This window comes from Salaquimonas pukyongi, from assembly GCF_001953055.1.
In the GTDB taxonomy this organism is placed as follows: Bacteria; Pseudomonadota; Alphaproteobacteria; order Rhizobiales; family Rhizobiaceae; genus Salaquimonas; species Salaquimonas pukyongi.
Genome location: NZ_CP019044.1, coordinates 2,482,314 through 2,500,179, shown reverse-complemented (window position 1 = coordinate 2,500,179; position 17,866 = coordinate 2,482,314). Strand labels below are relative to the sequence as shown.

22 protein-coding genes are annotated in these 17,866 nt (G+C 57.4%); 20 read left to right on the top strand and 2 right to left on the bottom strand.

The annotated features are described in order from the left end of the window. Window positions 1-19 precede the first annotated feature (19 nt). Together BVL55_RS11965 and BVL55_RS11960 are read right to left on the bottom strand one after the other, a co-directional pair. Window positions 20-745 (bottom strand): flagellar hook-basal body complex protein, encoded by a 726-nt coding sequence (locus BVL55_RS11965; RefSeq protein ID WP_075997091.1) that lies wholly within the window; start codon window positions 743-745, stop codon window positions 20-22. Window positions 746-755: 10 nt separating this feature from the next. After that, window positions 756-1,526, bottom strand: coding sequence for a DUF1217 domain-containing protein (locus tag BVL55_RS11960; protein WP_083649513.1), 771 nt, complete (start codon window positions 1,524-1,526; stop codon window positions 756-758). 215 nt (window positions 1,527-1,741) lie between these two features. Between BVL55_RS11960 and motA the strand changes: the two genes are divergently transcribed. The 20 genes from motA (at window position 1,742) to fliF (ending at window position 17,866) form a co-directional block, all read left to right on the top strand. Beyond that, entirely contained in the window at window positions 1,742-2,614 is an 873-nt protein-coding gene (gene motA / locus BVL55_RS11955) for a flagellar motor stator protein MotA (protein WP_075997089.1), read from the top strand. Between the two features lie 14 nt (window positions 2,615-2,628). After that, window positions 2,629-3,654, top strand: a complete 1,026-nt coding sequence (locus BVL55_RS11950; RefSeq protein ID WP_075997088.1) for a hypothetical protein — start codon at window positions 2,629-2,631, stop codon at window positions 3,652-3,654. Then, window positions 3,651-4,322, top strand: coding sequence for a hypothetical protein (locus BVL55_RS11945; RefSeq protein ID WP_075997087.1), 672 nt, complete (start codon window positions 3,651-3,653; stop codon window positions 4,320-4,322). Before BVL55_RS11950 ends, BVL55_RS11945 begins: the two co-directional genes overlap by 4 nt. Further along, entirely contained in the window at window positions 4,315-4,848 is a 534-nt protein-coding gene (locus BVL55_RS11940) for a FliM/FliN family flagellar motor switch protein (protein WP_075997086.1), read from the top strand. The genes BVL55_RS11945 and BVL55_RS11940 overlap by 8 nt, the downstream gene beginning before the upstream one ends. A gap of 19 nt (window positions 4,849-4,867) precedes the next feature. Next, entirely contained in the window at window positions 4,868-5,839 is a 972-nt protein-coding gene (locus BVL55_RS11935) for a FliG C-terminal domain-containing protein (RefSeq protein ID WP_075997085.1), read from the top strand. A gap of 13 nt (window positions 5,840-5,852) precedes the next feature. After that, a complete protein-coding gene (locus BVL55_RS11930) occupies window positions 5,853-6,926 on the top strand; it encodes an EscU/YscU/HrcU family type III secretion system export apparatus switch protein (protein ID WP_075997084.1) in 1,074 nt (357 codons plus the stop codon). Next, on the top strand, window positions 6,923-7,357 hold the full coding sequence (locus BVL55_RS11925; protein ID WP_075997083.1) for a hypothetical protein: 435 nt from the start codon (window positions 6,923-6,925) through the stop codon (window positions 7,355-7,357). The genes BVL55_RS11930 and BVL55_RS11925 overlap by 4 nt, the downstream gene beginning before the upstream one ends. A 95-nt stretch (window positions 7,358-7,452) precedes the next feature. Then, a complete protein-coding gene (locus BVL55_RS11920) occupies window positions 7,453-7,800 on the top strand; it encodes a flagellar basal body protein (RefSeq protein WP_075997082.1) in 348 nt (115 codons plus the stop codon). A gap of 11 nt (window positions 7,801-7,811) precedes the next feature. Continuing rightward, window positions 7,812-8,225, top strand: coding sequence for a flagellar basal body rod protein FlgC (gene flgC, locus BVL55_RS11915; protein ID WP_075997081.1), 414 nt, complete (start codon window positions 7,812-7,814; stop codon window positions 8,223-8,225). Between the two features lie 2 nt (window positions 8,226-8,227). Continuing rightward, on the top strand, window positions 8,228-8,533 hold the full coding sequence (fliE, locus tag BVL55_RS11910) for a flagellar hook-basal body complex protein FliE (RefSeq protein WP_075997080.1): 306 nt from the start codon (window positions 8,228-8,230) through the stop codon (window positions 8,531-8,533). A gap of 29 nt (window positions 8,534-8,562) precedes the next feature. Further along, window positions 8,563-9,351, top strand: a complete 789-nt coding sequence (gene flgG, locus BVL55_RS11905) for a flagellar basal-body rod protein FlgG (RefSeq protein WP_075998121.1) — start codon at window positions 8,563-8,565, stop codon at window positions 9,349-9,351. 6 nt (window positions 9,352-9,357) lie between these two features. After that, window positions 9,358-9,852, top strand: a complete 495-nt coding sequence (gene flgA / locus BVL55_RS11900; RefSeq protein ID WP_075997079.1) for a flagellar basal body P-ring formation chaperone FlgA — start codon at window positions 9,358-9,360, stop codon at window positions 9,850-9,852. A gap of 22 nt (window positions 9,853-9,874) precedes the next feature. Beyond that, a complete protein-coding gene (locus tag BVL55_RS11895) occupies window positions 9,875-11,005 on the top strand; it encodes a flagellar basal body P-ring protein FlgI (RefSeq protein WP_075997078.1) in 1,131 nt (376 codons plus the stop codon). After that, window positions 11,002-11,622 carry a MotE family protein gene (locus BVL55_RS11890; protein ID WP_075997077.1) on the top strand — a complete coding sequence of 207 codons (621 nt, stop codon included), beginning with the start codon at window positions 11,002-11,004 and terminating at the stop codon, window positions 11,620-11,622. The genes BVL55_RS11895 and BVL55_RS11890 overlap by 4 nt, the downstream gene beginning before the upstream one ends. A gap of 82 nt (window positions 11,623-11,704) precedes the next feature. Beyond that, complete coding sequence (locus BVL55_RS11885; RefSeq protein ID WP_205410795.1) at window positions 11,705-12,331, top strand: flagellar basal body L-ring protein FlgH; 627 nt, start codon at window positions 11,705-11,707, stop codon at window positions 12,329-12,331. Window positions 12,332-12,335: 4 nt separating this feature from the next. Then, window positions 12,336-12,863, top strand: a complete 528-nt coding sequence (locus tag BVL55_RS11880; protein ID WP_075997075.1) for a flagellar basal body-associated FliL family protein — start codon at window positions 12,336-12,338, stop codon at window positions 12,861-12,863. Window positions 12,864-12,868: 5 nt separating this feature from the next. Continuing rightward, a complete protein-coding gene (locus BVL55_RS11875; protein WP_428977285.1) occupies window positions 12,869-13,729 on the top strand; it encodes a flagellar type III secretion system pore protein FliP in 861 nt (286 codons plus the stop codon). Window positions 13,730-13,961: 232 nt separating this feature from the next. Beyond that, on the top strand, window positions 13,962-14,882 hold the full coding sequence (locus tag BVL55_RS11870; RefSeq protein WP_075997074.1) for a flagellin N-terminal helical domain-containing protein: 921 nt from the start codon (window positions 13,962-13,964) through the stop codon (window positions 14,880-14,882). Window positions 14,883-15,085: 203 nt separating this feature from the next. After that, window positions 15,086-16,006, top strand: a complete 921-nt coding sequence (locus BVL55_RS11865) for a flagellin N-terminal helical domain-containing protein (protein WP_075997073.1) — start codon at window positions 15,086-15,088, stop codon at window positions 16,004-16,006. A 153-nt stretch (window positions 16,007-16,159) separates the two neighbouring features. Beyond that, window positions 16,160-17,866: a flagellar basal-body MS-ring/collar protein FliF gene (fliF, locus tag BVL55_RS11860; protein ID WP_075997072.1), complete on the top strand. Its 1,707-nt coding sequence runs from the start codon at window positions 16,160-16,162 to the stop codon at window positions 17,864-17,866.

Below are 17,866 nucleotides of genomic sequence, written 5' to 3'. Positions count from 1 at the left end.
GTGCCGGTCCTATCAAAGGTTAACTGCGCTGGGAAAGTACATCGACGGACTTTCTAACCGCGCCGTCGGCTTTTTCGATCAGGTCGCTGACCGCCTCAAAATTGCGCTGTACCGTGATCAGGTTGGCCAGCTCGCGCATCGGGTCTGTGTTGGAAGCTTCCACATAGCCCTGCGCGATGGAGGTGTTTGCGCCAAGGGCTATCGGCTGAAGTTCCTGTTTTGCCGTGAAAGCGGAATTGCCATAGCGGGCGCTGACCATTTCGGGCGGAAGATCAAACACCCCGATATTGCCGACGGTCTTGCCGCCATCAAGAATTCGTCCGTCGCCGTGAACAACGATGTCCTTGCCACGGGAGGGCACCAGGATGGGTGCGCCGGACGCGTCCAGCACCGGATAGCCCTCCAGGCTCTGCAGTTCGCCGAAGGGACTTACCATCATGCGGCCATCCCTTGTGTAGACGGTGCCGGCGGGAGTCTGCAGGGAAAGATAGCCCTTTCCGGTAATGGCTATGTCCAGCGCATTGCCGGTCTGTATCTTGGCGCCTTCAGAATGGGAGAACTGGACATCGGCAACTTCCACGAAATGCGTTCTGTCCGGCGTCGCGTTGGAGACAATGCTCTCAAAATCCACCGATTCTGAACGAAAACCGACCGAGTTGGCATTGGCGATATTGTTGGCGACGACATCGAGCTGCCGCAGGAATGTGCGCTGGGCCGATAGGGCGACGGAAATGGAGGTGTCCATGAAAGTGCCTTCAGAGTTTCTTGAAATTTTGCAGGGAAGCGAGCAAGTCGACGGAAAACCCGGTAATGCCTCCAGCGCCGGAAATCAGCGGCGGAATGGTAACGGGCGGCGCATTAGAGAGATCCCAGAGCGGCAGAAAGCGGTCTATGAGTTCATCCACCTTTTGAGGATCGGACAATTCGGTGATGTCGAGCCGCTGGTCGATCATTTCTGCCTGGTCTTCGATGGGGCGGAAGCTCATTTCCGCCGGCAGCTGGAAGACGGTCTGGACAACCTGAAGCAAAGCGGGGTCGGCCAGAATGTCGTAGGCGGTGGTGATGTCTTCGGCCTTGCGCTCAAAGTACATCGCAAGCCGGGCACCGTCGTTCTGGTTGCCGGCATCGATTTCCATCGTCTGCACAAGATATTTGTCGATGACGCCGGAGCGTGTCCGTTCGAATGTGGTAGTGGTCTCCCCGTAGCGTGCGAAGTTGAAATCGGCCGCAAGTTCCTTAAAGCGCGGGTCGGTCATCTGGTTGGCAAGGGCTTCGGGGTCGTCAATGCCTTCCTCAAGCACTTTTCTGACCAGCGCCTTGGCATAGGACAGTTCTTCAAGGCCATAGGCCCGCATGACGAAGTCCAGGACGCGGCGATCTGAAACGAGTGCTTCGGCGCTGTCTATTCCATCGATCGTTTGACGATAATATTCGACTTCCCGGCTGACCTGGGGACGCCGGGATATGTCTGCCAGTGTGCGTTCTGAATCCGCCGCAAACAGCTTGTAGACGGTCAAGGCCTGCATCAGGGGTCCTGCTGGTCATTGCTACCGGAGGCAGTAAAACCTCGCATCCTTGTGCAAAGCTGGTGAACTTCTCTCCTTTGGCTGAAACGATCATTCGCCTGCAGCGAAGGTGGAAAATTCAGCTTCGCGCAAGCTGCAGTGCCTATTCCAGAATATAGCCTGCATCGGCAGGGTTACTGGGCAGGTTTACTGGGAAGATACGGAGAGTTGCCGGAATGACGATCATTATAGGTCTGGTTGTTGTTTTCGGATGCCTGCTTGGCGGGTTTGCTGCGATGGGCGGGAAACTCGGCGTTCTGATGCAGCCCTGGGAGTATTTCATTATCGGGGGTGTTGCGGTTGGCACCTTCATCGTTGCCAATCCCATGGCAACGATCAAGGATACCGGGAAGGCGACCGTTGAAGCCTTCAAGGCCAAAGCACCAAAAAACAGCGACTATCTGAGCATTATCGGCTTGCTGTTTGTCTTGATGCAGGAAGTGCGCTCCAAGACACGGGCCGAGATCGAGGCGCATATCGACGATCCTGAATCATCCTCCGTTTTCACCCAGTTTCCCGATATTCTGGAAGACACGGACCTGCTCAGTTTTATTACCGACTATCTGCGGCTGATCATTCTCGGCAATGCACGGCCTCATGAAATCGAAGCGCTCATGGAAGAAGAGATTGCGACGATTTCCCGCGACAAGCTCAAGCCCTATCAGGCAGTACAGGCGGTTGCCGACGGGTTGCCGGCGATCGGGATCGTTGCCGCGGTTCTGGGTGTCATCAAGGCGATGGGCTCGCTCGACAAGCCGCCGGAATATCTGGGCGCCATGATTGGTGCGGCATTGGTGGGAACCTTTGCCGGTATCCTGATGTCCTATGGCCTGGCCGGGCCGATCGCCACTTCCATCAAGGTGGTGCGGGAAAAACAGAACCGGCGCTTTGTGGTGGTCAAGCAGACGCTGATTGCCTTCATGAACGGGGCAACGCCGCATCTGGCTGTCGAATACGGGCGCAAAACCGTTTCCTCCAAGGATCGCCCAACCCTGGAAATGGTCGAAGAGCAAATGCTCAACGCACCGGTTCCGATGGCGGCGGAGTGAGGGGCGGCTGAACGATGCAAGGCGAAAGCAACCAATCTTCTGCTGGAAATGACATCGGCCTTGGTTCAGACAGCCAACTCGCCGCCGATGGCAGCTTTGTCGACTCCTCACAAGCCGACATGTTCATTGAATTGCTGAAAACCCGTGACCAGGCCGATGAAGGCAATGCCGAGCTGGCCGGCGTGGAGGCAGCCGTCGAGACGATCCGCACTACGCTCAACGAATTGATGGCCACCCTGGTACGCAAGCGCAGCAAAACCGGCCTGGTTTCCGTCGGCATGTTCGAATCAACATGGCTGGAGCCTTCGCCGGAGCAGCAATCCTGCGCTCGGATTGACAGCACGCAGGGTGAGCCAATCGGCTTCATCGGCATGCAGAACAAGGTTTTTCGCACCCTGACGCAGGCCATGATGGGAGCGGCAGCCGGTGGCGAGGAAACAGATTCCGGACCGCTGGCCAACTCTGAAAAACAATTGCTCGCAGTGGTCGCGGACCGCCTGCTTGGCAAGCTCTACACATCGGATGATCCGATCGAGTCCATCGCGATGCCGGCGCCTGCCAAAATCTGCCAGCCGGAAGATGTGCTGGATCTTGCCGACCGTGGACATGAACTGGTGCTCGTCAGGTTTGAAGTAAGGCCTGGTACGCTGGTTCTGCCGGTGGAAATGCTGTTTCCGATGGAAATCCTGGAAACTGCGATGGCAGAGGACGGCGCTGCCGGTTCAAGGCACGGAAACCGGTCCCAGGCGACAGACAGTGACGCCCCCGATCCGCATGCGGGCGCAACGGCAAAGCTGGCGATTGACGATGTCCCGGTGGCGGTCAACTGCGAATTGTTTTCAGCCGAGTTTCCGCTTTCTGACGTCAATCAGCTTTCCCCCGGCCAGGTGTTGGGGGAGGGCGGACTGATGGGGGATGTTAGCATTCTCGATGCGGAGATGAGGCCGTTTCTTTCCGGTGCGCTGCAGGTTGAAAACGGCAGGCTGAGAATGGTTGCACGGCACGCGATCAAGAACACCAATGATGGAGCGGCACGATGACCGGTATTGTCGAACAGTTGTTGCTGGCGGGCATCCTTGCGGTTGCCGCAGGAGGGCTGGTGTTTGCCGTTCGTGCCCGGCGCAAGACGGCTTCGCGGCTGGAAGCGCTTTCCGATACCGTGTCGATCCTCGTCAAGACGAATTACCACAACTCCAAGCAGCTTCGCGAATCCGGCGACCTGTTGAAGAATGTTCATCAAACAGGCCTTGAATCCCTCGCCTTTCAGCGCAAGGCTCATGACCATCAACGTGTTCTGATGGCTTCGCTCAACCGCCAGGCGGCACAAATCGGGCAGATGCTGGGTGCGCCGGAACAAGGCCGGGAAACCAATGGCCAGGAAAGGCGAGCAACCTCTCAACCTGCTTCGCGCTTGCCGCGACGCGCCGGGTTCCGCATGGCACCGGTTCTCGGGGCCGGTCAAACCGGCCGGGTCGGAACCGTTCCGCTGGCAAGCCTGCTTTCAAAACAGCCGCAGCAGGCGCCCGCCCCGCAGGTTCACAACAAGGACAAGGTCGTTGCAGTTGAAGAACTGTTTGGCGAAACGGCAGGCGGACATCAGAGCAACGCCGACAGCGAGCTGGATAATGCGGCTGATGCACTGGCCGAGGAATTACGCCAGATGGCAAACACAAATCACATGACAGCACAAAAGGTGGCCAATGGCTGATCCGATGCAAAATGAACGCGGCGGGAGTGCCGTAAATGCAATGGTCGATCAGGCGGCGGAGGAAAGCGCTCCTTCGGCTGCACAGATGCAGGCAGAAGCTGCGCCGGTTGCAGCAAGCCCAACTGCGGCGAAACCGGCTGCTGATGGCCAGACTGGTGGTAGCCAGGGGGGAGACGGCGAAGCCGTTGCCGCCGCTCCAGCAGAACAGGCTTCCACGGGGGGTTCTGCAGCCGAGACCGCCGGAGAGGCGCCAGATGCTTCCCGCGCTGCGGCCGCATTGTTCGACACCGGCCGAATCCAGTCCATCAAGGTCAAGGTTCAGGCGATGCTGGGCGGCGCCACACTGACCGTATCGCAACTTTCCGAACTAAAGCGGGGGGATACGGTTTCCCTGAACTCGAAGATTGGCGACCCGGTGCAGATACTGGCCAATGGCCAGTTGATCGGACATGGGCAGCTGGTGGTGGTGGAAAGCGACCCGCCAAGCTTCGGTGTCCGTCTGGAAAGCATCGTGGACAACGGCTAAGCGAGGGTTGCGGGAAGCGATGGCGGCAACAACGTCTCAGCAGGATTTGCGATTATCGGGGCCGCAGAAGGCGGCTGCCCTGCTGCTGGCAATGGGCAAGGACAATGCCCGGCGCGTGACCGAGCACTTCAATCAGGATGAAATGGCTGCCGTTGTTGCAGCAGCCAAGAGCCTGCCGGGCCTGAGCATCGGACAGGTGGCAAGGCTCCTGTCGGAGTTCGGTGAGAACTACGAGCGAAGCGGGATTTCGGTCGGTGCCGATGACTTTGCCAGCCTGCTGGGTGACAAGGATCAGCCGAGCACACCGAAGACGGGGGATGGCGGCACCGGTGAAGCCGAAGTTCTTGAACCCGATCCTGAATCGGTAAAGGCATTTTTCGAGAATGAACCGCCGGCCATGTGCGCTGTGCTGCTGGGCGAACTGCGTGACGAGATGGCTGCCAGTGTTCTCGGGGAATTGGACGCTGACAAGCGAAACCGGATTGTTGCAGCCTTCTTGACCCGCACACAGCTTGAACCCGAACTGGAAGGGCCGCTCCGGAAATCCATGATCAGCCTGGTGGCAGGCCAGGCCACAGAGTCGGAAGACAATGCCCAGGTTGAAAAGACAGTGTCCCTGATAACCTTTCTGCAGCAGGAAGACGGAGAGGCAATGCTCGCAGCCATCGAGGGAACGGATCCGGCGCTGGCCGCCGAAATTCGAAAGATGATTTTCCGCTTCTCCGATGTGAACAAGCTGGAAGCCAAGGATATTGCCTTGCTTGCCGACAAACTGGAGACCGATGACATTGTTGCCGCCTTGTCGGGTGCACCGGACGATATCACGGAGGCCCTTGTGGCGCCCCTTAGCCAGCGCAACCGCCGCATTGTCGAATCCGAGCTTGGGCGTGGCGGAATTTCAGAGGAGCGAACCGAGACCGCCCGCCGGAAGATCGCCGGAACAGCCGTAACGCTGGCCAAGGACGGCGTTATCGAACTGCCTTCCGGCTGACGGGTAAAATCTCTTGGCGGAAGAGGCAGCGGACAAGAGTGAAGACCCAACCGAGAAACGGTTGCAGGATACGCTCGACAAAGGCAATGTTCCTTTTTCACGGGAATTTGCCGCCGCTGCATCCATCGGTGCCATATTGGTTGCCTATTCGCTTTTCCTTCCCGATTTCATCTATGATTTGACGCTCCTGTTGCGATCCCTGCTGGGCAATTTGCATGACTGGCCACTCGATACACCGTCGGACGCGCAAAACCTTATGTCGCTGGTCGCGCGCTTTCTGATACTGGCAATGGCACCGATAATCCTGCCGCTGATTGCCGCCGGTGTTATTGCCTCTCTCGTTCAGAATCAACCCAGGCTGGTCTTGAACCGGATTGTCCCGAAGTTCAGCAAGATTTCGCCCGCCGCAGGTTTGGGCCGCCTGTTTGGCAAGCATACGGTGGTGGAGCTGTTGCGCTCGCTGACGAAATATGGCGCTGCGCTGATTGTCGGTCTTGCCGTGTTCGGATGGTGGTGGCAGGACGTCATGTCGCTCTATCAGCGCCCGGTCATTGCCATTCCGCCAAGCATCCTCGATGCGTCTCTCAGTGTCATTGGCAGCATTCTGTTCTTCGTGATGATTCTCGGTGCGGCGGACTTTTTCTATGAACGGCACCGCTGGTTCGGTGAAATCCGAATGTCGAAGCAGGAGGTCAAGGACGAACACAAGCAATCGGAAGGTGATCCGGCGATCAAACAAAAAACACGCGCGGTTGCCCGAAGCAGGGCTCGCGCAAGGATGATGAGTCAGGTTCCCGACGCGACCGTAGTGATTGCCAACCCCACGCACTTCGCGGTCGCGCTGCGTTACCGAAACGGGGAGGACCGTGTGCCGAAAGTTCTTGCCAAGGGACAGGATTTGATCGCCCTGAAGATCAGGGAGATTGCCGAGCAAAACGGAATCAATGTTGTCGAGGACAAGCCTCTGGCCCGTACCTTGTACAAGGCGGTGCGGGTTGATGCCGACTTGCCGGTTGAGTTTTACGTTCCGGTTGCGCAGATCATCAAGACGGTCATGGAGACCGAGAAGGCGCGAATGGGCCGATGATTGCGACCTTCACGAATTGCGTTGCCGAGCGGGAGAGCATTCTTGCTGAAGCCTGCGGCAAACTGGCATCGGATCTGCGCCTTATCGATCCCCTTTCCTATGCGAACTTCTTTCACCTGAGCCAGTCGCCAGGGGTGTATGAGGACATTTGCCGGCTGGTGATGGCGAATTTTCCTTCCGGCAGCATGCAGTTTTCCTGCAGCGGTGATGCGCTGATAGCCTGGTCGGGCAGTCCGGTTGTCGCGATCGACCTGGAGTTTTCCGACGACAGCCTGCACGTGTTCTTCAGGCTCGTTCTCAATGGCGAAAAAACGGCTGTTGAGCTGCACCACATCGCATTTCAGGCAGCAGATGGCGGTGAGGAGCCCCAGCCGCAGGAAAACAACCAGCGCCTGTTGAATGCTCTTCAATCCGCCCGCAGGGCAGCCTGAATCGGCGATCGGCATTCCCCACCCTTGCTGCAGCAAGCTTCACGCAAGCCACTCCGCCTAGCCTGACTTCGGGATATGGAGGTCTTTGACGGGCTATGTCGGAAATCTATCTTGGAAAACTGGCTGACGTGCATGCGCAATGGTCGAGCGTGCGGCAATCGGTGATTGCCGGGAATATCGCCAATGCGAACACGGTGGGGTTCAAGGCTTCCGACGTAACCTCTTTCGACACGGTGCTGAACAATGTTTCTTTCGACAAGCCGGGCGAAGGCGCTGATATCTCCATTCATCAGGACAAGCCGTGGGATGTGCTGCATTCAGGCACTGCGGTCAGTCTTGCCAATGAGATGATCAAGGCGGGAGAGACCGCCGGCGGATTTGAACTCAACACCTCTGTCATGCGGTCCTTCCACCGCATGGTGATCTCGGTGTTCGGTAGCTGAGGAAACCGGGAATGGATCCGATCAAGGCCTCAATGAGCGTTTCGGGTAGTGCGCTGGCGCTGCAGAGCCTGCGCATGCGGGTAATCTCCGAGAACATTGCCAATGCGGAAGTGGCGCCGACCAAGCCCGGTGAGGAGCCTTACCAGCGCAAATATGTCAGCTTTGCCTCCATGGTCGACCGCTCGTCCGACGTCACCTCGGTCAGGCTCGACAAGATCGGTTCCTTCAACAACGAATACCGGCTGGTCAGCAATCCGGGGCACATTGCCGCCGATGAAAACGGCCTGGTGAAAATGCCCAAGGTCGACATGTTCATGGAGATGGCGGACATGCGCGAGACAATCCGCTCCTATGAAGCCAATCTTCAGTCGATGAAACGCGCCAGGTCGATGATCTCGATGGCGATCGACATGATGCGAGGATAACCATGGCAATAGAAATGACCTCCCTGGTGTCGGGATTGCAGCAATCGGCTGCGCTTGAAAAAGCCTTTGGCGCGCAAGAGACATCGGCGGGCCAGAGCCTTTCAACGCACCTTGCCGATACCGGGAAGAACTTCGTCGATACGCTTCAGTCAGCAGAGGCCATGTCGATCAAGGGCATCAAGGGCGAGGCTTCAGCCTATGAGGTGGCTTCCGCCGTCATGGAGGCCGAACAGGCAATCCGCATGGCAGTCTCCGTGCGTGACAAGATCGTCAACGCCTATCTTGAAATCAGCAGAATGCAGATCTGACCACAGGTCGGAGGGGATAAATCATGACAATCAACGCTTTGGCCATTGCTGCAACGGGCATGAAAGCCCAGCAAACCAATCTTGATGTAATCGCCAACAACATCGCCAACATCAACACAACCGGCTTCAAGCGTGCGCGGGCGGAATTTACCGACATCATGTATGAAACCATCCAGGCACACGGCATGGCGCGGCAGGCCGGCCTTGAAGTCATTCCCGAGGGAGCAAAGCTCGGTATCGGTGTCAAACTGGCGGCGATCCGTGATGTTCATCTGCAGGGAGTGATGAACCAGACCGGCAACTCCTTCGACATCGCGATCAATGGCGAGGGCTGGTTTCAGGTAGCTGCGCCTGACGGGTCGACAATCTACACAAGAGCCGGGGCCTTCAATCTCAATGAACAAGGTCAGTTGGTGACGCTTGGCGGCAATCTGGTGCAGCCGCAGATTACGGTTCCGGTCGAGGCGACCAAGGTGACCGTGACACGCGAAGGCCAGGTCTATGCCTATATCGACGATCTGACGGCGCCGGTGGAGCTCGGCCAACTGACCCTTAGCCGGTTTGCCAATGAGGCGGGTCTGGAGCCGCTTGGAAACAATCTGTTCGCGGAGACTGAAGCTTCAGGCACTGCGACACAGGGGACACCCGGCAGTACGGAATTTGGAACCCTGAGCCAGGGCTATCTTGAAGCATCGAATGTCGATCCGATGCGTGAGATCGCAGACATGATTTCAGCGCAGCGTGCCTATGAAATGAACTCCAAGGTCATTCAGGCTGCCGACGAAATGAGCAGCGTCATCACGAAGGGTATTCGATAAACCATCATGACCGTGACCGGCCGCAGGATAATTAATCGGTTCCTTCCAGCACTTGTCTGGCTGTTTCTGGCTGCCGTGTCCGTCAGGGCTGCGGAGACTGTCGATATTCCCGTGCCCAATGGCGTCATATACCCCGGACAGCAGATTACAACCGCAATGTTGATGCCGCGCAGCGTGCCATTGGCCTATCTTGGCCGTGTGCACGTGTTTGCCGGTCATCCGGGGCTCGTGGGCAAGGTGGCCAGAACCACGCTGTTGCCCAACCGCCCCATCCAGCTCAATCAGGTGGTCGAGCCAAATGTCGTGCAGGCCAATGTGCCGACCATCATGCGCTATGAAAAAGGCGCGCTTCTGATCACGGCCGAGGTACAGCCGCTGAATTCGGCCAAGGCCGGGGAACTGGTGCGGGTCAGAACGCGGTTCTCGAAAATGATTGTTTCCGGGGTGGCACAGCCGGACGGAACGATTTCCGCCGGTCTGCAACCTGCCAGCCGGCAATAGGTGTGAAAAGGTTGAAAGCGCGATGCCAGCGTTTGTACGGATTGCTGCCAATATCGTTTCAGGTCTGTTTCTAGCAGCCTGCTTGATCTTTCCGCTCGCCACGGCGCAGGCGGACGTGCGCATCAAGGACATTGTCAGCATTCAGAGCGCCCGGCCCAACCAGCTGGTTGGCTACGGATTGGTAATCGGGCTCAGCGGCTCTGGCGACAGCATGCGCAATTCGCCGTTTTCTGAATCTTCCATCCGTTCGATGCTCGATCAGCTCGGCGTCGGCGTCAACGAGGTGGATATCAGAACCAACAACGTTGCGGCGGTTCTGGTGACGGCGGACCTGCCGGCTTATGCCGACAAGGGCACGCGGATCGATGTCAACGTTGCCTCGATCGGAGATGCCTCGTCGCTGCGTGGGGGAACACTGGTGTTTACCCCGCTTTATGGCGGTGATGGCAAAATCTACGCGTCGGCTCAGGGCAGTCTTGTGGTGAGCGGCTTTGCTGCTGAAGGTGATGCGGCAGAAATTTCCAACAACACGCCAACGGCGGCGCGCATTCCCAATGCAGGCATTGTGGAACGTTCGGCCCCTGGCAGCTTTTCAGACGAGGACCTGCTGGTTCTTTCGCTTTCCAATCCGGATTTCGAAACGGCAATCTCCATTACCGACCGCATCAATCAGTATACCAGAGAAGTCTTCGGCCAGAAGCTTGCCCAGGAAGTCGATAACCGGTCCGTGCGTGTCGCCGTTCCGAAATCCTCAACACCGGCGCGGTTTTATGCCTCCATCGGCAAGCTGATGATTTCTCCCGATACACCGGCCCGGATCGTGGTTGATGAGCGGACGGGAACGGTCATCATCGGTGCGGACGTCAAGGTGTCCAGGGTGGCGATCACCCATGGCGGGCTGACGGTCAGTGTTGCAGAACAGCCCGCCGTCTCCCAGCCAAATCCGTTCTCACGGGGTGAAACGGTGGTCGTGCCGCGCACGGACCTTGTCGTTCAAAGCGGCGACTATCCGATCAGCATTGTCGATGGCACCGATCTGCAGCAGTTGGTGAACGGCCTTAACATGATGGGTGCGGATGCTACCGCGATCATTGCCATATTGCAGGCGATGCGGACGGCAGGCGCGCTGCAGGCGGAGCTTGTGGTGCAATGAGGTTTGGCCGCTCCCGCATACCGTTCTTCCGGCCAGTACCGCTTGCAGCATTTGCCCTGTTGAGCATTTCGGTTGCGTTTGCGCAGCAAACGGACGGAGCAGGGAACACTTCCATCCTTGTCGATCCCTATGCGGCAGGCCAACAGGTTCAGGCCTCGGCCACCGTGACGGGAGCTGACGGCGAGATCGATCAGGTGGAAACGGGAACCGTGGTCAGTGAGAACGAACTGCTTGCCTACTGCATGAACATATCGAGCTCGGCTGTCGAATTGCGGGGGCTTATGGTCAAGGAAACGCTGACCAAGGTCGAAGACGAGGTCGATGGCAAGCTGACGGAACTGGAAAGCAGAATTGGCGAGCTAAAGAGCTGGCTTGAAAGAAGAGAGGCTTTTCTTGCCAGTGCCAATGAGACGATGGTCGAGGTCTATCAGAAAATGCGGCCGGATGCGGCAGCATCGCAAATGATGGAACTCAATCCGATGCTTTCTGCTGCCATTGTCGCCAAGCTCGATTCGCGGGCAGCGAGCGCCATCATGATGGAAATGAAGCCGGAATCTGCCGCCCGTATCACCGAACTTCTGGCAAGCGCTGCAGGAGGGATCGATGTTACCAATTAGGGCACTCTTGCTTGTGGCTTGTGCCGCACTGTTGTCAGCATGCGCTGCGCCCTCATTCCATGACATGGGCACTCCGCCGCCGATGTCGGCGGTATCGACCAGCGAACCGCTGCAACAGTCGCTGATTCAGCCGGAACCTGCGGTTATCAAGGCCAGCCATCGCGTGGAGATGGAGGACAACGGCATCTGGAACCGTCAGGATGCGATCTATTTCCGCGATACCCGTGCCTACCGGGTGGGTGACATTCTGACGGTACGCATTCTGATCAACGACAGTGCGCGGCTCAACAACCGTTCTGATGTCGATCTGGAGGCGAACGGCTCTGTGGGTCTCGACTTTTCCGGATCGTTGCTCAATCACGACCTGTCGGCGACCGATCTGGGCGGCAATCTCGATGCAAAAACCGGATTGGCCAAGGGCGGGACGGTAAACCGGGCCGAGCGCATTCAGTTGCAGATTGCAGCCTCGATCATTGATGCGTCACCGAATGGCAACCTGCTGATCCGGGGTAGCCAGGAAGTCCGCGTGAACCACCAGATGCGGGTGCTGACGGTGACCGGCATCGTTCGTGCAAAGGACATTCTGCCCGACAATTCAATTCCGTACGAGAAAATCGCAGAGGCCCGGATTTCCTATGGCGGCAATAACAGCCGTTATGTCACCGAAAGACCCCGCTCCTTTCTTGCCCGGCTGACACGGACACAATAGGGCGATGGCAAAACCGGAACCAAAAGAGGAAGAACAGGAAGAGGCGCCAAAAAAGGCGTCTCCGCTGATTTCAATCGCCGTTATCGCGGTATTGTCCCTGGTTTCGGTCGGTCTGGGCTTTTTCATGGGCCAGATGATCCAGGGATCGGCTCAATCCGACACGAAGATGGCAACTGCCGCCGGAGCTGCCGCTCACGGCACAGGGTCGAAATCCGGCCGCGGCGATGAACTCTCCCATGGTTCGCAAACGGTGATGCTTGAACCGATCATTGTAACGCTGCCGAAAAACGACAATGCCTGGCTGCGTCTTGAACTGGCCCTGGTGCTTGAGGACGGTCAGTCGGTTCCCGATGAAACGGCAAAGACACGCATTCTGGCCGATGTCGCACGGTATCTGCGCAGTTCCGACATGAACCTGCTCTATTCTCCCAGCGGGTATCTGCATTTACAGGATGATCTGCTGGACCGGGCCAGGCTGGCAACCGATGGCTCCGTCAGCGATGTGCTGATCCTGACCATGGTGGTGGAGTGAGCGGCGTGCGCTGGTTTGCGGCATTGCCGGCAGTGGCATTGGTGATACTGGCGCCGACCGTCGTGCTTGCCCAGGATGCCAATCTGCTGACGGATCTCATTCCGGAAGGGTCAGCGACTTTTTCAGGCCGTATCATTCAGGGCATTATCCTGCTCACAGTGCTTTCGCTGGCACCGGGAATCTTGATCACCACGACCTGCTTTACCCGCTTTATCATCGCGTTTTCCTTTCTGCGAAGCGGATTGGGCCTGCAATCGACACCGTCGAACCTGATTGTCATCTCGCTTTCCATCTTCATGACCTATTTTGTCATGGAGCCGGTTTTTCAGAAGGCCTGGCAGGACGGCGTCCAGCCGCTGCTCGACAATGACATATCGCAGGAACAAGCCTATGAGCGCGTAACCGGCCCGTTCAAGGGCTTCATGATGCGTAACGTTCGCCCGGCCGACATTGCCTTGTTCGAGGACTTCAAGCGCGGCAACCGGCAACGCAGTGCCGATGAAGACCAGTCGCCTCAATCCGGCGAGTCAGAACCCGTGCAAGACCAGGATGCGCAGATCGGTGGCGATGAAGGGCAGGCAGACAGTGGTTCAGCCTTGCCTACGGCTGAAAACATCGCCCTGGGCACGATCATACCCGCCTTCATGCTTTCTGAACTGCGCCGCGGTTTCGAAATCGGCTTTCTGATTTTGCTGCCGTTTCTGGTCATCGACCTGGTCGTCGCCACCGTCACCATGTCGATGGGCATGATGATGCTTCCGCCGACGGTCGTCGCGCTTCCTTTCAAGGTACTGTTCTTCGTCCTGATCGACGGATGGAACGTGTTGGTGGGCGAATTGCTGGAGTCGGTTACCTTCGTGCTGTAGCTCATGACCCAGGCCCATTTCAGCCGGCAATGAGCAGTCCAATCGCACAAATATGACAGCGATTGCGACTGCCAGGCGGCTCGGTTAACCAATTTTTATTTTTTGCGATCTAGAGTTTCGGCAACCTCGCGCAACGGACCCGGGGAAGGGGTCTGTGGCATGATGCCCAGCGTGTGAGCCGGAATTCCGGAATGTCCCAATTGCTTTTTGCTAATGAAAAGGGACGTAATCAATGTCCAGTATCAATACAAACGTCGCGGCGATGACGGCTTTGAAGTCGCTGCAGATGACCAACGCGTCCTTGGAAAAGACGCAGAATGCAATCTCTACGGGGTACCGGGTTGCAGATTCCAAAGACAACGCTGCCTACTGGTCGATTGCGACCACCATGCGCTCCGACAACAAGGCCCTTGGCACGGTGCAGGACGCACTGGGTCTTGGCGCTGCCAAACTCGACACCACGTATACTGGTCTTAACGCCGCTATCGATGTGGTTGACGAGATCAAGGCCAAGCTGGTGGCTGCTCGTGAACCGGGTGTTGACAAGGCCAAGGTGCAGGCAGAAATTTCCGAGCTGCAGAGTAACCTGACATCAATTGCCACTGCGGCTTCATTCTCAGGTGAGAACTGGTTGAGTGTTGATTCCGGTGCAGCTGACTATTCAGGCACGAAAGATGTCGTTGCATCTTTCAATCGTGCTTCGGACGGTAGTGTTTCAGTTGGCACGATCTCAATCGATATCACCAGCACGGAGCTGTTCGATGCTGATGACCAGAGCGGTATCCTGGACACTACTACTACTACCACCGGTGGCGGTGCTGTAACTGTCTCGGTCTCCACGCTCGACATTACCGCTGCCAACATCGACGATACGGATATGGATGAACTCATTTCCCATGTCGATAGTGCGCTGCAGGACATGACCACAGCTGCCGCCGACATTGGTTCGGCTGCCAAACGTGTTGATCTTCAAACCGACTTCATTGGCAATCTGATGAATGCCATTGATCGTGGCATTGGCCAGCTCGTCGACGCCGACATGAGCGAGGAATCAACCAAGCTGCAGGCGCTGCAGACGCAGCAACAGCTGGGTATTCAGGCCCTGGCGATCGCCAACGCCGGTGCTCAGAGCATCCTGTCGCTGTTCCGCTAATAAGGGGGCACTCCCTCAACTGACGCCATTTTTCGTATTGAAGGGAAGGCATCAGTCACAGGAAATCGATTGGCCGCTGCCCATACGGGCGGCGGCCTTTCCATTTTCGCGCAAGCTTTGGCTGCTACCTAGCGACAGGTGCCAGAGGGTTTGAACTGCATTCCAACTTCGCCTGGCAGCCACGAATGTCAGCGAGGTAGACCATGTCCAGTATCAATACCAACCCCTCGGCCATGACTGCTCTGCAGTCTTTGAAGGTTACGAACAAGGCTCTGGAAGATACCCAGAACGCCATTTCGACCGGCTTCAGGGTTGCGTCAGCGCGGGACAATGCAGCCTATTGGTCGATCGCGACAACCATGCGGTCGGACAACAAGGCACTTTCCACGGTGCAGGATGCACTCGGCCTGGGCGCTGCTACTGTCGACGTGATGTATACTGCGGTTTCTTCCAGCATTGATGCAGTCGACGAGATTAAGGCCAAGTTGGTTGCTGCCCGTGAGCCTGGCGTTGACCGGGCAAAAATCCAGTCCGAAATCAGCGAATTGCAGGCCCAGTTGCGGGGAAACGCGGAGGCAGCTTCATTCTCCGGAGAGAACTGGCTGGCAGTCGATTCAAGCCTCCCGAACTATACAGCGACGAAAGAGGTGGTCTCTTCCTTCAGCCGCAGCGATACAGGTGTGGCAGTCAGCACGATTACCATCGACCTGACCACTGTGAAGCTTTACGACGACAACGACCAGAGCGGCGTTCTTGATACGGAAACCACTACCACCGGCGGCGGGGCGGTCACGGTTTCGGTTTCCACACTGGATATTACCGCCGCCAACATCGACAACACCGATATCGACGAGTTGATCTCGTTCGTGGATTCGGCGCTTTTGCAGATGACAACCACGGCAACCCATTTGGGTTCTGCCCAGGCACGCATTGAATTGCAGCAGAGTTTCGTGAGCAATCTCATGGATGCGGTGGATCGCGGCATAGGCCAACTGGTTGATGCCGACTTAAACGAGGAATCAACCAGGCTGCAGGCGCTGCAGGTGCAACAGCAGCTTGGCATTCAGTCGCTTTCCATTGCCAATGCCAACAGCCAGAATATTCTGTCGCTGTTCCGCGGCTAGCAGAACAGCCTCCCAATCAAGCCCAGACCCCAGAACCAGGCTCCTCCCTCAAACTTGCAGCGCCCTCTATGGCGCTGTTTTCTTGCAGCGGCGCCAACCTGCAATTTTCAGGCAAGGTAGCTGATCCATGGTGGTTTCATTATCGGAGGTCACATGGATATCCAGTCTCGTTTGCTTAACCTGCTCAACGTCCTGAACGGGCTCGATACACGCAAGAAAATCGGCATCATCGCCGGCGTGATGATTTCGATCATTGCGGCTCTTGTTATCAGCGTCACACTGAACAAGCCTGCGACCCAGTCGATCTATACCAATCTGAGCCGCGAAGACATCAATGCGATGAGCCGGATCCTGGCGGAAAACAATATCGGGTTTTCCGCCAATCCCGATTCAGGATCGCTCAGTGTGGGGCCGGCGATGGTCGGGCGTTCGCGAATGATATTGGCAGAACACGGCCTGCCCTCCAGCCAGGAAAGCGGGTACGAACTCTTCGACCGCATGAATACCATCGGCCTTACCTCCTTCATGCAGGATGTTACCAACAAGCGGGCGATCGAGGGAGAACTGGTGCGGACCATCCAGATGATCGCCGGCATCAATTCTGCACGGGTTCACATTGTGATGCCTGAAAAGAACGTCTACCGCCGCGCGCTTGGAGGCGCGCCCACTGCGTCGGTGGTATTGAAGACTTATGGCCGCCTGCCATCTTCCTCGATCTATGCAGTGCGTCACATGGTGGCTGCAGCAGTGCCGAGCCTGGATGTTGCCAATGTCACGATCGTCGATGCCAATGGCACCTTGCTGACGTCTGCGGAAATGACCGCGACCAACAAGCTGGTCGACCTTGAACGGGAATTCGAGAAAGAAGCACAGGCCAAGGTTGCCAGTGCACTCGGAGCCCATCTTGGCGGCGAGAACTATCGTGTTTCGGTTACTGCCAAACTCAACAGCGATCTGCGCCGTTCGGAGGAAACCCTGTTCGATCCCGATTCGAAAGTCGAGCGTTCGACCCAGATCGTGCGCGAAGCAGGATCGAGCCAGAACAAGGAAACTTCACAGGCCACAACGATAGAGCAATCCCTGCCGGATGCTGCAGCAGAAGGTGCTTCAGGACAGTCATCGCTTGAAAACAACGAGCGGCGCGAGGAAAGCACCCAGTACGAGATCAACCGCAAGCGCGTTGAGGTGGTGTCGGAAGGTTATGCGGTGGAATCGCTGTCCGTGGCTCTGGTGGTCAACAAGGCCCGCATCAACGCACTGCTGGGCGCCAACCCGTCCCAGGCAGATGTTGATGCCAAGCTTGCTGATCTTGAAGCCATCGTGCGGTCTGCCTTGTCGATCCGTGACGACAGGGGCGATGCGGTAAAGGTCAGCATGGTGGAGTTCATGCCGACCGAGGCAGAAGCTGCCGCCGGCGAGCCGTTCTCGCTGATGCGGCTGTTTACGATGCATACCGGAGCGCTGATCAATGCAATAGGCCTCATCATCGCCGCCTTGCTGTTCGCACTTTTGGGTATTCGCCCGCTGCTAGCCTTTCTCAGCCGCTCCAATCCCGATTCTGCACCCCGAGTTGGCGCGTTGCCGCCAAACGGCGGAGCCGCTGTGGCGCAGGCTGAGGGAAGTCCGCAACTGACGGCAGGTGCGGCTGCCGGAAGCAATCCGGCCTTGTCGAGCCAGGGGCAGACTGCCGGCCTGGCCGGGGTCAATCCTGCCGCCGAATCAATTGAGGCCATCGCCCGACAGGAAGCTGAACTGCGCGACAAGCTGGAAGAGTTTGTTTCAGAAGGCGGCCACCGCTCCGCCATCGCCATTCGCCAGTGGCTCAAGCAGGATGGCGTGCCGGTGACCGTCGATGCGTAG